Raw genomic sequence first — 14,298 nt, 5'->3', positions numbered from 1 at the left:
TCTTCGGCTCACATCATGGAGAGCAGAGATGGAAGAGGTATCGCAGGTTTTCGCGGGTCATGGCGTCGGCCACGGCGCGGCATCGGGGCGCCTCGCTGCATCGGGCGCGCGCGTCGTGGTCCATATCGAAGTGCATCCGCATCAGATGGTGTCGTGGCGCCTCACGCGCGATGCCGAGCTGCGCATCGCCGGCGCATCCGCGTGTTCGCTCTGGCTCACGCGTCATCGCGATCCGTACGACTACTGGATGAAGCCCGGCGATGTCGTGCGCCTGTCGCGCGGCGAGCGCGTATGGCTCACGTCGGAGAGCGATCAGGCGATCGAAGTATCGCTCACGTCGTATCGCGTGGCTGCGCGCGGGTTCGTATCGCGCTGGCTCGCGAAGTGCTGGCCGCGCATCGCGGATCGGCACATGAACGCGCTTTGACGACGCAAGCGCTCAAGGCTCCACGCAGCGAAAGTTCGCGGCGACGTTGATGCTGCCCTTGCCGAGATAACGCGGATAGTCCGGATAACGGCAGATCGGTCGCGTGCGTCCGTTGGTGGCGGGTGCGATATCGCTGCCGACGAGCGTGTCCGGCGCGACGCCGCGGCTTACCCATTCGTCGAGCGCGCCGAGTTCGTCCCACGCGGGAATGAACACGCCGTTGCCGTGCTGAAACCCCGGCACCATGTAGAGCCGCATGAACGATTCGACGGTGTCCTGTCCGTAGCGATCGATGAGCCCGCGATAGAACGCGATCGTCTGGTTCGGGCTGATGACTTCGTCGGCGAGGCCGTGCATCGCGATGAGCTTGCCGCCGTGGGGGGGGGACCCGGCGGCCTCCCGGGGGGAAGCGCCCCCCGGGGGCGCCGCCGGCCCGCCGGCCCGCCCGCACCCGCCCCGGCGGGGGCGGTCCCCCGGCCGGCGCGGGCGGCCGGGCGCGAGCCCGGGGGCCCCGCGCGGCCCCCCCCCCCCGACGGTGTACGCGAGCGTCACGAGGCGCTGCCTGAAGCGGCCGGGATTGTCGAGATCGAAGGTGAGCCCGCTGAAGCCGAGATCGCGCGTGACGAAGTGACGAACATATGCGTCGCCTTGCGCGAAGAGATAGCCGTTCGCGGCGAACGTCGGCGGAGTCAGTAGCGTCGGCGAGTCGCCGAGCCCGAGCGTTCCGGAGAAATCGACGCCCTGAAACACGTTGTAGCCCGGATAGGTATCGACGCCGTACGCGAGCGGATACGGCAGCGTGACGCCGTCGCGCAGCGTCTCGAGCGTATCGATCTGCGCATCGGAGAGACAACTGTCGCGCAAGGAAGGACGTTGCCCGTTCGCGCAGCGCAGCGACGCGATGATCTGCGGCTCCAGCTTCCTGCACGCCTCCACGTTGCCGACGATGCCGTCCGCCGCGCCGTCGAGCCGGTCGCATTCGTGCACGACGGTCTCGAACACGCGCCGCTGCTGCGCGACGCCGACGAAACCGCCAGGCTTCGCATACGACGCCTGCCCGACTTTCACGCCCATCAGACGCACGCCCGAGAAGTTGATCGCGGGCGCGTTGGCGATCACGCCGTCGTAGTCGTTCGGAAAGCGCTCGATCACGGTGAAACCTTCGCGCCCGCCCGTCGAGCCGCCCGCGAAGTAGGTTTTCTCGGGCGTGCGCCCGTAGCCCATCTGAATCAGCGCGAGCGCGACGTCGCGGGTTTTCTTGAGATGCCCGAAGCCGAAATTGACGATGGCTTCGTCGTTCCCCGCGAAGTCGGCGCGGCCCGCATTGCCGACATGGCCCGAATCCGAGCCGAAGGTCGCGTAACCGCGTGCGAGCGGCGTCGAGTCGGGCGCGAAAGGCATCGGTTCGGTGCCGGAGACGATCGTGCCGTTGTAGCCGCCGCCGCCCATCTGCAACGCGCGGCCGTTCCAGCGGCTCGGCAGATTCACTTCGAAGCGGATGTCGGGCGTCGAGTCCTGCAGCGCCTTGATGAAGCCGGTGATGCGGCAGTACTCGCCGTTGCGGTTGCCGGGCGCGGCAGCCTTGACGACCCACGCGGAGACGATCGTCGCGCCGCGCGTCGGCAGGCCGATGATCGATGCAGGCACGTTCTTGCCTTCGAGGTCGTCGCAGTGCTTCGCCACGTACGAGGCCGCGTGGGCGTCCGAAAAAGCCGCGAGCGCGATCACCGCGACGAACGCACGGAATCGGAATACATCGGAGAAAAGTGAGAGGAAGAGGCGAAACACGTCTTGGAAGTGGCTACTTCAATCGCCGCACAATATATAAGAACCGATTTACGATAGCCATTCGGGTCTGCCGGTCGTTGCAGCGGTACAACCGGCGTCCCTGCCCTCGCCCGCGCTCGCTTTCGGTTTCATTCGCCGTCCCATTCGCCGCGCAGGTCGCTGTTTTCGAGAAGCTGTAGCAAGGTTTCGGCCGGACGGCTCAGATGTTTCGCGCCGAACGCGATGAACTCCACTTCGGGTAATTCCGGCAACTCCGCGCGATTCACAGGCGGAGCCAGTCCGCGTGCCGCGAGAAAATGCGAGCGCACGGTCAGGCCGAGTCCGCCACGCGCCGCGGCGATGCAGCCCGCGTGACTACTGCTCGTGCAGACCATCTGCCAGCTTGCACCGGTCTGCGCGAGCGAATCCAGCACGACGCCGCGCGTGACGCTCGGTTCGGAAACGAGGATGAGCGGCAGCGGCTCGCTCGTATCGACGATGGTGCCCGGCTTCGCCAGCCATTCGAGCCGTCCGGAGAAAAGCCGCATGCCGCGCGCATCGCCGAAACGCCGCTTGCCGACCGCGAGATCGATCTCGCCCGCATCGACCATCTGATAAAGCCGCCCCGTCATGCCGATCGTGATTTCCAGTTCGACGTCCGGATGCGTATCGCGAAACGCCGCCAGCACGCTCGGCAGCGGCCCGAGCGCGATATCGTCCGATGAGCCGAGCCGCACGCGTCCGCGCAACCGAGGCGAGCTGAATTGCGATTGCGCGTGCGCCATCGCTTCGAGGATCACGCGGGCGTGGACGAGCATCGCTTCGCCGTCGGCGGTGAGCGCGAGCGAATGCGTGTCGCGCACGAACAGGCGCCGGCCGACGCTCTCCTCCAGACGCCGGATATGCTCGGAGACGCTGGATTGCCGCAGGCCCAGTTGCCGCCCGGCATCGGTGAAACTGTGCGACGCGGCCACGGTCGCGAACGTGTTTAGCCACACTGGATTGAGCATGCGTCATTGTGATCGGATAACGCGATGACAGTCAATGCGGTTAGCGGTCTTCCCGATGACGCCGCAAGTCATTAACATTTCACATATCGCGCGATGGGCTTGTTTTCAAAAGGCTTTCTTCGTCGCGCGGCGACCGCAACCCCGCTTCCCACATGACCAAAAGTTCTTCGCACACGGCACTGCTCTCGATCGTCGCCGTGGGCTTTTTCATGCAGGCGCTCGACACGACCATCGTGAACACGGCGCTGCCTTCCATCGCGCGCAGCCTCGGCGCGGCGCCGCTCGCGATGCAGTCGATCGTCGTCGCCTACACGCTCACGATGGCGCTCCTCACGCCCGCCTCCGGCTGGCTCGCCGACCGCTTCGGCACGCGCCGCGTCTATCTCGTCGCGATCTCGCTTTTCGTCATCGGCTCGCTTGCCTGCGCGGGCGCGCATTCGTTGAATCAGCTCGTGCTCGCGCGCGTGCTGCAAGGCGTCGGCGGTTCGATGCTGCTGCCGATCGGACGTCTCGCCGTGCTGCGCGCCGTCTCGGGCGAAGCCTACGTGTCCGCGCTCGCGATGATTTCTGTCGCCGGCCAGGTCGGCCCGATTCTCGGCCCGACGCTCGGCGGCTGGTTCGTCGAGTCGTTTACGTGGCACTGGATCTTTCTCATCAACGTGCCGATCGGCGCGGTCGGGCTCTACGCGGTGCAGCGCTTCCTGCCGAACGACACGCTGCATGATGCGCCGCCCTTCGACTTCATAGGCTGCGGACTGCTGTCGATGTGCATGGTGTCGTTTTCGCTCGCGCTGGATAGTCCCGTGGAGACACATCGCGGCGCGGTCTCGGCGGCGCTCTTCGCGCTCGCGGCGGTGTCGGCCTTCGCGTATGTGCCTTACGCGCGGCACAAGCGCAATCCGATCTTTCATCTCGCGCTTTTTCACGAGCCGAACTTCAGCGTCGGGCTGATCGGCAATCTTCTGTGCCGCATCGGGTCGAGCGCGGTGCCCTTCCTGCTGCCGCTTCTGATGCAGCTCGAACTCGGCTACAGCCCGCTGCATTCGGGCCTGATGATGCTGCCGATCGCCATCGCCGGAACGGTCAGCAAGCGCTGGATCGCGCAGCTCGTGAAGCATTACGGCTACGACATGTTCCTGCTCGTGAACACGGCGCTCGTGGGCGCGTCGATCGTCGCGTTCGCGCTGTTTTCGCCGACCTTGCCGCTCGCCGTCGAAATCGCGATTCTCGTCGTGTTCGGCGCGTGCAACTCGATGCAGTTCGCCGCGATGAACAGCGTCACGCTGAAAGGCTTGTCGAGCAAGGACGCGGGCAGTGGCAACAGCCTGTTCTCGATGGTGCAGATGCTCGCGATCGGCCTGGGCGTGTCGATCGGCGGCTCGCTCGTGCAGTTGTTCCAGGGACCGTTCTCGACCGCGGCCGGCTTCAAGCTGAGCTTCGTGTGCATGGGCGTGGTCACGCTGCTGTCGGGCGTCGTGTTTCGCTATCTCGATTCCGCGCCGCAGGGCGCCGCACCCGCCCGCGCCGGCACGTCCTGATCGTTGCGGCTATTCTGTCGGTCCGATCGACTCGTTCTCTTATGGAGCGCAACCGTGCAATACCGCAAATTCGGCAATACCGGTCTCACCGTTTCGCGTCTCACGCTCGGCACGATGACGTTCGGCCTGCAGACCGAGGAAGACGTGTCGCGCAGCATCATGGACCGCGCGGCGGACGCGGGCGTCAATTTCATCGACACGGCGAACGTCTATCCGCTCGGCAGCGGACACGATCTCGCGGGCCGCACCGAGGAGATCGTCGGCCGCTGGCTGAAGGGCCGTCGCGACAACTTCATTCTCGCGACCAAGGCCGCGCATGAAATGGGGCCGCTCGCGTGGCACAAGGGTTTTTCGCGCAAGCATCTGCTCGATGCGATCGACGCGTCGCTCAAGCGGCTCGACACGGATTATGTCGACCTGTACCAGCTTCATACCGACGATCACGACACGCCGCTCGACGAGATGCTCGAAGCGCTCGACACCATCGTGCGGCAAGGCAAGGCGCGCTATATCGGCGTATCGAATTTTCTGGCGTACCGGCTCGCGCGCGCGCTCGGCCGCTCGGACGTGTTGCGCGCGGCGCGCTTCGTTTCCGTGCAGCCGCGCTATAACCTGCTGTTCCGCCAGATCGAGCGCGAATTGCTGCCGCTCGCGACCGAGGAGAATCTCGCCATGATTCCGTACAACCCGCTCGCGGGCGGATTGCTGACGGGCAAGCACAGCTTCAGTGCAGGCCCGAGCGAAGGCCGTTTCACCGGCGCGGTCGGCAAGGCGGGCGCGACGTACACCGAGCGTTACTGGCACGAGCGCGAGTTTCATACGATCGAGCGGATCAACGAGATCGTCGCGCCGACGGGACGTTCGCTCGCGAGTACGGCGCTCGCGTGGGTGCTGGCGAATCCGGCGGTGACTTCGGCGATCATCGGCGCGAGCCGGCCCGATCAACTGAACGAGACGCTCGCCGCTGTCGATCAGCCCATCGATCCGGAAGTCAAAGCGAAGCTCGACGAAGCGACGGTCGAATATCGTTTCGGCGACGCGTTGCGCTGATCTTTTCAGACGCGGGCCGCGCGCGCGCGATAAACGCCTTCGAGCGAGTAAATCGCGAGCGCGGCCCAGATCGCGCCATAGCCGAGCAGCTGATCGTGCCCGAAGAATTCCTGATAGATCACGACGCCGATCAGCAATTGCAGCGTCGGCGTGATGTACTGGATGAGCCCGAGCATCGATAGCGGAATGCGCCGCGCGCCCGCCGCGAACAACAAGAGCGGCACCGCGGTCACCGGCCCGGCCGCCGCGAGCAGCAGTTTCACGCCGGGCGACGCGTGCGCGAAGCCGCTGCCGCCGTGCGAGCTCAGGAAGAAGAGATAGAGCAGCGCGACGGGACACAGCAGCATCGTTTCGAGCGTGAGCCCTTCGAGCGCGCCGAGCGACGCGGTCTTGCGCAGGAGCCCGTAGCCGCCGAACGTCAGCGCGAGCGCTAAGCTGATCCACGGCGGCGCGCCGTTCACCCACGTCAGCCACAGCACGCCGAGCGCGGCGATCGTCACCGCGATCCATTGCACCGGCCGCAGCCGCTCGTGCAGGAACGCCATCCCGAACAGCACGTTGACGAGCGGATTGATGAAGTAGCCGAGGCTCGCCTCGACGATACGGCCATCGTTCACCGCCCAGATATAGATGCCCCAGTTCGCCGACAGCAGCACCGCGCTCGCGGCGAAGCGCGCAAGCAGGCGCCGGTCGCTCAAAACGAGGCCGAGCCACTTCCACTGGCGGCGCACGGTCATGACGATCAACAGGAAGAGCATCGACCACGCCATGCGGTGCGCGAGCATCTCGACCGCGCCGATCGAATGCAGGGCCTTGAAGTAGATCGGGAAAAGGCCCCAGATGGCGAAGGCCGAGAATGCGTAGATGACGCCTGGATTCATTGTTCGATGCGTAGAGCGGAGTGGCCGCGCACGAACGATCGTCTCGTTCGCCCGCGTTCGCCTGGCTGTTTGGCAGGAAAGCGATCCGCAAGGATTGGAAGCCGGATTTTAGTCGAAGCACGGGGTTCGACTCCAGCGACAACCGAACATGACAGATTCATGGCGAACCCTTGGCCTAATTCCTGCTCGAACCCTGAGCGCGAAAGCCGTCCGAAGGGCCGTGCTAGCATGGCCGCCCGCGCGATTGCCGTTCGCCCTCCTGCCCGCACTACTGGTCGCTAATGAACAACCAATCTGTCCATCAAAATTTTTTCCATATCCTGCTGTGCGCCGTAACGCTCGCGCTCGCGTGGGTGCTGCTGCCGTTTTTCGGCGCGATCTTCTGGGGTGCGATTCTCGCGATCCTGTTCCAGCCGATGCAGCGCTATCTCGCCGCGCGCTTCGGCAAGCGCCGCAATCTCGCCGCGCTGACGACGCTGGCCGCCGCGATCCTCATCGTCATCATTCCGCTGGCGGTCGTCGCGGTGACGCTCGTTCAGGAAGTCGGCCTCGTCTATGCGCGGATCAAGAGCGGCGACCTGAACTTCGGACTGTATTTCCAGCATGTGCTGCATGCATTGCCCGTATCGGCGCAGCAACTGCTCGGGCGTTTCGGGCTCGACGACATCGTCGGCGTGCAGCATAAGCTGATGGAAGGCGCGTCGCAGATCAGTCAGTTCGCCGCGGCGCAGGCGCTCTCGATCGGGCAGAACACGTTCCAGTTCGTCGTGAGCTTCGGCGTGATGCTGTATCTCGTGTTCTTTCTGCTGCGCGACGGCGGCGAGATCGGCCGTCGCATCCGGCGCGCGATTCCGCTGGACCCGGAGCCCAAGCAGCATCTGATCGCGAAGTTCACGACGGTCGTGCGCGCGACGGTCAAGGGCAATATCGCGGTCGCGGCCGTGCAAGGCTTGCTCGGCGGGCTGATCTTCTGGATCCTGGGCATCAGCGGCTCGCTGCTGTGGGGCGTGCTGATGGCGTTCCTTTCACTGTTGCCCGCGGTAGGCGCTGCGATCATCTGGGTGCCCGCCGCGCTCTACTTCTTCATGACGGGGCAGATCATCAAGGGACTGATTCTCGTCGTGTTCTGCGTCGTGGTGATCGGGCTCGTGGATAACGTGCTGCGCCCGATTCTCGTCGGCAAGGATACGAAGATGCCCGACTGGGTCGTGCTGATCTCGACGCTCGGCGGGATGGCGCTCTTCGGCATCAACGGCTTCGTGATCGGGCCGCTGGTGGCGGCGCTGTTCATGGCGAGCTGGGATCTGTTTTCGCAGGACGAGGCGAGCAAGCAGTAGTCGCAACGAAAAACCGGCGCTATCGAGCGCCGGTTTTTTTGCGGGGTTCAACGCGTATTCGGCGGCACGTACCGGCAGTCGAAGCGCTTTCTCACCGTCCCGTTCTCGTCGACGCTTTCCAGATAGACATCGAACTGCCACAAGCGCGCCATGTGCTTGAGCACTTCGTCGCTGTCGTTCGAGAGATGGCGGTTGTCGGTCATGAAGTGACGCAGCGTCAGACTGCGATCGCCGCGCGTATTCACCGAATACACCTGAATGTTCGGCTCGCGATGATGAATATCGTACTGCCGCGACAACGCCTGACGCACGTAGCGATACCCGCTGTCGTCATGGATCGCCGACACTTCGAGCGCATCGCGCATGTCGTCGTCGAGAATCGAGAACAGACGCATCTCACGAATCAGATGCGGCGACAAATATTGCGCGATAAAGCTTTCGTCCTTGAAATTGCGCATCGCGTAATGCAAGGAGTCCAGCCAGTTGCTGCCCGCGAGTTCGGGGAACCACTCGCGATCTTCGTCCGTCGGGTTCTCGCAGATGCGGCGGATATCGCTCATCATCGAAAAGCCGAGCGCGTACGGATTGATGCCGCTGTAATACGGCTTCGTCACCGGCGGCTGATATACGACGTTCGAATGCGAATGCAGAAACTCCATCATGAAGCTGTCTTCGAGACGGCCTTCGTTATAGAGCGTGTTCAGCAGCGTGTAGTGCCAGAAGGTCGCCCAGCCTTCGTTCATGACCTGCGTCTGCCGCTGCGGATAAAAATACTGGCCGATCTTGCGCACGATGCGAATGACTTCGCGCTCCCACGGCTCCAGCAACGGTGCGTTCTTCTCCGCGAAGTACAGCAGATTCTCCTGCGGCTCCGGCGGATAGCGGCTCTCGATTTCCTCCGGCGATGGGTCCTTTCCCTTCGGCAGCGTGCGCCACAATTCGTTGACCTGCGATTGCAGATACGCTTCACGCTCGCGCCGCATCGCCGCTTCCTTCGCGAGCGAAAGTTTCTGCGGTCGCTTGTAGCGATCGACGCCGTAGTTCATCAGCGCGTGGCACGAATCGAGCAATTCCTCGACGCGATCCAGTCCATGCCGCTCCTCGCATTCGGCGATGTAGTTCTTCGCGTAGACGAGGTAATCGATGATCGCGTGCGCGTCCGTCCAGAGACGGAAGAGATAGTTGCCCTTGAAAAACGAGTTGTGCCCGTATGCCGCGTGAGCGATCACGAGCGCCTGCATCGTCATGGTGTTTTCTTCCATGAGATACGCGATGCAGGGATTCGAATTGATGACGATTTCGTACGCGAGACCCATTTGCCCGCGCCGATAGCCCTTCTCCGTCGCGAGAAAGTGCTTGCCGAACGACCAGTGCCGATAGTTCACGGGCATGCCAACGGACGCATACGCATCCATCATCTGCTCGGAGCTGATGATCTCGAGCTGAATGGGATAGGTGTCGAGACCGTAACCGTTCGCGACGCGCGAAATCTCGGCGTCGTACTCCTCAATCAGCTCGACGCTCCAGTCCGACGGGCACGGCAGCGGTCGCCGCTTCTCCGATACATTCATTCTGCCTTCCTCGTGCGCCTCGTCTGTCTCTGCGGACGCCTTGCGTTGCTCTGCCTCGGGTCCAAGCCTGGAAGCCGCACGATCGTCCGTGCTGTCCAGTTGATACCCGCGCGTCTCGTTATGCCAATGCCGCGTCGTCATGCGGCCGCCTGCTGTTTTTCGAACAGCTCGCGGAACACCGGATAGATGTCCGCGGCCGAATCGACTTTTTTCATGGCCAGTTCGGGCGCGCCCATCGCAAGCTGAGCATACTCCAACCAGAGGTTCTGCTCCTCCGGCGCAACTTGAATATAGGCAAAATACCGGACCTTCGGCAGGATGTCTTCCGCCAGCAGCCTGCGGCACTTCGGGGAATCGTCGGTCCAGTTGTCGCCGTCCGATGCCTGCGCGCCGTAAATGTTCCATTCAGTCGGCGAATAACGCTCGTCCATGATCTTCTTCATGAGTTCAAGCGCGCTCGACACGACGGTGCCGCCGCTTTCGGTCGAATGGAAGAACGTGTCTTCGTCCACTTCCTCGGCACGCGTATGGTGCCGGATGAACACGACTTCGATCTTCTCGTAGTTCCTTTGCAGAAACAGATACAGCAGGATGAAGAAGCGCTTGGACAAATCCTTGCGCTGTTCGTCCATGGAGCCGGAGACGTCCATCAGGCAGAACATCACGGCCTTGCTCGATGGCGTCGGCTGCTTCACGCGATTGATATAGCGCAGATCGAACGGATCGATAAACGGAATGCGCGTGATCCGGCCCTGCATGACGACGATATCCGCTTCGAGGCGCGCGATCTCTTCCTCGTCCGCGTTGTCTTCCTTCAACTGTTCGAGCTGGCGCTCCATCTCGCGTAGTTGCGATGCGAGCGGCCAGCCGAGCGCGATACGCCGTCCGAGCGCGCTGCGCAGCGACCTGACCACATCGATGTTATTCGGGGTGCCTTCCGCCGCCCAGCCCGCGCGCACATTCTTCCAGGTCGGCACGGCGAGCAGTTGAGTCTTGACGAGGCGCGGCAGTTCGAGGTCGTCGAAGAAGTACTGCATGAATTCTTCGCGGGACAGTTCGAAGACGAAATCGTCCTGCCCTTCGCCCTCGTTGCTGGCGCTCTTGCCGCCGCCGCCCGAGCCGCCCGGCGGACGCGGAATCTTGTCGCCGCGAATGTAGTCGGCGTTGCCCGGATGGACGTACTCGCGCTTGCCGCCCGGTCCGTGACGGAACGAGGGCTCGGAGATGTCCTTCTTGGGAATGGTGATGCTCTGGGTGCTTTGAATGTCTTTGATACTGCGATCGCGCACCGCGTCGGACACCGCGCGGCGAATGTAACTCTTGACGCGTCGCAGGAAGCGTTCGCGGTTGGCGATGCTCTTGTTCTTGCCGGCTAACCTGCGGTCGATGATTTGGTGCAGCACATCCAGTCTCCCGCGTTATTGGCGAGCTTTCGAGGCGTCACGTGCAGCTTCGACTGATCGCGGCGTCTTTCGTCTCGCAAACTGTCCACTGTGCGGTCGGGACGCAATCCACGCGCCCGGGCCGCAGGGGACATCCTGACTATCGCTTTGCGCGGGACCGGAGTAAGGCGCGATGGCGCCCACTCCCGTCGATTCCCCCATACCCATCCACTCTACATCACGACGACTTGCGCACGCGCAGATACCAGTCGCACAGGAGCCGGACCTGCTTGGGCGTGTAACCCTTCGCGACCATGCGATTGACGAAGTCCTCGTGCTTGCGCTGCTCTTCGGCCGAACCTTTCGCGTTGAACGAAATAACCGGCAGAAGTTCTTCCGTGTTGGAGAACATCTTCTTTTCGATCACCACGCGCAGCTTCTCGTAGCTGATCCACGCAGGATTCTTGCCGCCGTTGGCCGCACGCGCACGCAACACGAAGTTCACGATCTCGTTGCGGAAATCCTTCGGGTTGCTGATGCCCGCGGGCTTCTCGATCTTCTCCAGTTCGGCATTCAACGATGCGCGGTCGAAGCTCTCGCCGGTATCGTGATCGCGGAACTCCTGGTCCTGAATCCAGAAGTCGGCATAGGTGACATAGCGATCGAAGATATTCTGACCATACTCCGAGTACGACTCCAGATAAGCGGTCTGAATTTCCTTCCCGATGAACTCCGCGTAGCGCGAAGCCAGCACGTCCTTGATGAACGACAGGTACTTCTGCTCCGTCTCCGGCGGGAACTGCTCGCGCTCGATCTGCTGTTCGAGCACGTACATCAGATGCACCGGGTTCGCCGCCACTTCGCTCGAATCGAAGTTGAAGACGCGCGACAGGATCTTGAACGCGAAGCGCGTGGACACGCCCGTCATGCCTTCGTCGACGCCCGCGTAATCGCGATACTCCTGATACGACTTCGCCTTCGGGTCCGTGTCCTTCAGGTTCTCTCCGTCATATACCTGCATCTTCGAGAAGAGACTCGAATTTTCCGGTTCGTGCAGACGCGTGAGCACGGCCATCTGCGCCATCATCTTGAGCGTGCCCGGTGCGCAAACCGCCTCGGCGAGGGACGAGTTGCGCAGCAGCTTCTCGTAGATCTTGATCTCTTCGCCGTAGCGCAGGCAGTACGGCACCTTCACGACGAAGATACGATCGAGCAGTGCTTCGTTGTTCTTGTTGTTGCGGAACGCCTTCCACTCCGACTCGTTCGAGTGCGCGAGGATGACGCCGTCGAACGGAATCGCACCGAAGCCTTCCGTGCCCTTGAAGTTGCCTTCCTGGGTCGCGGTGAGCAGCGGGTGCAGCACCTTGATCGGCGCCTTGAACATTTCGACGAATTCCAGCAGGCCCTGATTGGCGAGGCACAGGCCACCGGAATAGCTATAAGCGTCAGCGTCGTCCTGCGAATAGGTTTCGAGCTTGCGGATATCCACCTTGCCGACGAGCGACGAGATGTCCTGGTTGTTCTCGTCACCAGGCTCGGTCTTCGCGATGCCGATCTGGCGAAGGATCGAAGGATAGCGGCGCACCACGCGGAACTTGCGGATGTCGCCGTTGTACTCGTGCAGGCGCTTCACGGCCCACGGCGAGAGAATGCTCTTGAGATAGCGGCGCGGAATGCCGTACTGCTCTTCGAGCACCGGGCCGTCTTCGTCGTAATCGAAGAGACCGAGCGGCGATTCGTTGACGGGCGAGCCCTTCAGCGAATAGAACGGAACGCGCTCCATGAGTTGCTTCAGCCGTTCGGCGATCGACGACTTGCCGCCGCCCACCGGACCCAGCAGATACAGGATCTGCTTCTTTTCTTCGAGACCCTGTGCCGCGTGCCGGAAGTACGACACGACGTTCTCGATCACCTCCTCCATTCCGTAGAATTCACGGAACGCGGGGTACACCTTGATGACCTTGTTCGCAAACGTACGCGACAGCCGCGGATCGAGTCGCGTATCGACGAATTCGGGTTCCCCGATGGCCGTCAACATGCGTTCGCCCGCTGTTGCATATGTGGCAGGATCTTCTTTGCAGAGCGCGAGATACTCTTCGAGCGAGAATTCCTCCTCGCGGGTTTTTTCGAAGCGGGTCGCGAAACTGCTGTAGATATCCATGCTACCTCCTCGCCGAAGTCAGAAAGCTATGTCGTGCGCAACGCGCGTAATCGAAACGACATCGCTTGAAATCATCCTAAACCCTTTCGAATTTTTTTTCACGCACTTGCGTTGTTCATTTGCTTCGAAGAATTCCTATCTTGGTGAGTTATTTTCGTTCACCTACAATCCTCATCCCAATGTCTCTATCCTCTTGCTGGACATCGTCGCTGCCTGTTCGCTTCCGCGCGCACTTCGCTACTTATCCACTGCTTCTGTCCGCCAATGCGACGTGCGCCGCACATGCGCACATGCATGCATCACGTCATGACGGATACGTGCGCGCGCGCTCATGAGATGCAAGGTATCGATTCAATCGATGCGCATGTTCACGCTTCATGCGAGCACCAATTCCAGTTCGCCGATGCGGTCGATCGCGCCATGGAGCATGCCAGGTCCATCGACGCGATATGCGCCTGTATATGAGCCCGTGGTGATGGTCCAGAACGGTTCGACGGTCAAACCCATACGGCAACAATGGTTGACGAGCCAGGGCAGCAGTTCGCGGGGATCGCCCGCCGGATTGCCGAGTGCGGCCGGCGCAATGGATACGCCATCCAGTGTCAATTCGAGGCGCGGCTGGAGAAAGTCGAAGCCCGGCGCGACGACGTCGTAAGGCTCCATGCCCGACACCACGAGTGCGCCGTTGTTCTGCGAGTCGGCGAGCTGGGCGAGCGGATCGACATTGGGCCACTGCGCGAAACGGCTGTCGACCACTTCGAGTGCGACTGCAATACCGCCGATCGCATCGAATACTTCCTCGCGCGTGTAAGGGTCATGTCGCGCGGGCAGCGCATAGGCGAAGCGGAACGCGACTTCGAGTTCCACCAGTACGCGGAAAAACGATTCGAAGGGCACGCGCGCGGGCGAAACGTGAACAAGCGCGGCGTCGATGGGCGCGCCGGTGGCGAGCGCATCGGGCGCGCGCGCGCCGATCTTCCACGCGCCGATGCGCGCATCCGACTCTCTCAGCATCTCGTGCTGGATCGCGTAGGCGGTGGGCGCGTCGGCCGGAATGTCGGCGGGCTCCAGCGTTTCGATCAGCTGATGCCGGCGGCGGGCGTCCGCGAACTTCGCGGCGAGTGTCGATCCGGTCATGTCGATATCCTCGTGTGAGCGGTGACGCACACCCATC

Annotated in this window: 11 protein-coding genes; 4 read left to right on the top strand and 7 right to left on the bottom strand. The window is 62.5% G+C overall.

Annotated elements, in window-relative coordinates; genetic code table 11:
* Window positions 1–28: 28 nt before the first annotated feature.
* Window positions 29–427: a DUF2917 domain-containing protein gene (locus QCE73_RS07085; RefSeq protein ID WP_035498623.1), complete on the top strand. Its 399-nt coding sequence runs from the start codon at window positions 29–31 to the stop codon at window positions 425–427.
* 12 nt (window positions 428–439) lie between these two features.
* Here the strand turns inward: QCE73_RS07085 and QCE73_RS07080 are convergent, their stop codons facing one another.
* On the bottom strand, window positions 440–2,215 hold the full coding sequence (locus QCE73_RS07080) for a tannase/feruloyl esterase family alpha/beta hydrolase (protein WP_309880397.1): 1,776 nt from the start codon (window positions 2,213–2,215) through the stop codon (window positions 440–442).
* A 128-nt stretch (window positions 2,216–2,343) separates the two neighbouring features.
* The gene (locus QCE73_RS07075) at window positions 2,344–3,204 is read right to left on the bottom strand and encodes a LysR family transcriptional regulator (RefSeq protein WP_035498626.1); all 861 of its coding nucleotides are present in this window, start codon (window positions 3,202–3,204) and stop codon (window positions 2,344–2,346) included.
* Window positions 3,205–3,356: 152 nt separating this feature from the next.
* Here QCE73_RS07075 and QCE73_RS07070 point away from each other — a divergent pair, with 152 nt between their 5' ends.
* On the top strand, window positions 3,357–4,742 hold the full coding sequence (locus tag QCE73_RS07070) for a DHA2 family efflux MFS transporter permease subunit (RefSeq protein ID WP_309880394.1): 1,386 nt from the start codon (window positions 3,357–3,359) through the stop codon (window positions 4,740–4,742).
* A gap of 54 nt (window positions 4,743–4,796) precedes the next feature.
* Entirely contained in the window at window positions 4,797–5,792 is a 996-nt protein-coding gene (locus QCE73_RS07065) for an aldo/keto reductase (protein ID WP_309880392.1), read from the top strand.
* A gap of 5 nt (window positions 5,793–5,797) precedes the next feature.
* Here QCE73_RS07065 and rarD read toward each other — a convergent pair whose 3' ends face one another.
* Window positions 5,798–6,673 carry an EamA family transporter RarD gene (gene rarD / locus QCE73_RS07060; protein ID WP_309880390.1) on the bottom strand — a complete coding sequence of 292 codons (876 nt, stop codon included), beginning with the start codon at window positions 6,671–6,673 and terminating at the stop codon, window positions 5,798–5,800.
* 281 nt (window positions 6,674–6,954) lie between these two features.
* Here rarD and QCE73_RS07055 point away from each other — a divergent pair, with 281 nt between their 5' ends.
* Entirely contained in the window at window positions 6,955–8,010 is a 1,056-nt protein-coding gene (locus QCE73_RS07055) for an AI-2E family transporter (protein ID WP_035498629.1), read from the top strand.
* Window positions 8,011–8,057: 47 nt separating this feature from the next.
* Here QCE73_RS07055 and QCE73_RS07050 read toward each other — a convergent pair whose 3' ends face one another.
* From QCE73_RS07050 to QCE73_RS07035, 4 genes are all read right to left on the bottom strand, one after another.
* Window positions 8,058–9,722 (bottom strand): SpoVR family protein, encoded by a 1,665-nt coding sequence (locus QCE73_RS07050; RefSeq protein WP_035498631.1) that lies wholly within the window; start codon window positions 9,720–9,722, stop codon window positions 8,058–8,060.
* Window positions 9,719–10,984 (bottom strand): YeaH/YhbH family protein, encoded by a 1,266-nt coding sequence (locus QCE73_RS07045; RefSeq protein ID WP_035498634.1) that lies wholly within the window; start codon window positions 10,982–10,984, stop codon window positions 9,719–9,721. The genes QCE73_RS07050 and QCE73_RS07045 overlap by 4 nt, the downstream gene beginning before the upstream one ends.
* A gap of 217 nt (window positions 10,985–11,201) precedes the next feature.
* Entirely contained in the window at window positions 11,202–13,124 is a 1,923-nt protein-coding gene (locus QCE73_RS07040) for a PrkA family serine protein kinase (RefSeq protein WP_035498636.1), read from the bottom strand.
* 375 nt (window positions 13,125–13,499) lie between these two features.
* On the bottom strand, window positions 13,500–14,261 hold the full coding sequence (locus tag QCE73_RS07035; RefSeq protein ID WP_309880385.1) for a hydratase: 762 nt from the start codon (window positions 14,259–14,261) through the stop codon (window positions 13,500–13,502).
* Between the last annotated feature and the right edge of the window lie 37 nt (window positions 14,262–14,298).

Source organism: Caballeronia sp. LZ029 (assembly GCF_031451275.1).
In the GTDB taxonomy this organism is placed as follows: domain Bacteria; phylum Pseudomonadota; class Gammaproteobacteria; order Burkholderiales; family Burkholderiaceae; genus Caballeronia; species Caballeronia jiangsuensis.
Note: the sequence above shows the minus strand (reverse complement) of the source record. Positions and strands in the feature narration are given on the sequence as shown.

Excerpts from the sequence above, each read along its gene's own strand:
- QCE73_RS07070 (WP_309880394.1), top strand. The coding sequence starts at position 3,357 with ATGACCAAAAGTTCTTCGCACACGGCACTGCTCTCGATCGTCGCCGTG.
- QCE73_RS07040 (WP_035498636.1), bottom strand. The coding sequence starts at position 13,124 with ATGGATATCTACAGCAGTTTCGCGACCCGCTTCGAAAAAACCCGCGAG.
- QCE73_RS07050 (WP_035498631.1), bottom strand. The coding sequence starts at position 9,722 with ATGACGACGCGGCATTGGCATAACGAGACGCGCGGGTATCAACTGGAC.
- rarD (WP_309880390.1), bottom strand. The coding sequence starts at position 6,673 with ATGAATCCAGGCGTCATCTACGCATTCTCGGCCTTCGCCATCTGGGGC.
- QCE73_RS07075 (WP_035498626.1), bottom strand. The coding sequence starts at position 3,204 with ATGCTCAATCCAGTGTGGCTAAACACGTTCGCGACCGTGGCCGCGTCG.
- QCE73_RS07055 (WP_035498629.1), top strand. The coding sequence starts at position 6,955 with ATGAACAACCAATCTGTCCATCAAAATTTTTTCCATATCCTGCTGTGC.
- QCE73_RS07035 (WP_309880385.1), bottom strand. The coding sequence starts at position 14,261 with ATGACCGGATCGACACTCGCCGCGAAGTTCGCGGACGCCCGCCGCCGG.
- QCE73_RS07085 (WP_035498623.1), top strand. The coding sequence starts at position 29 with ATGGAAGAGGTATCGCAGGTTTTCGCGGGTCATGGCGTCGGCCACGGC.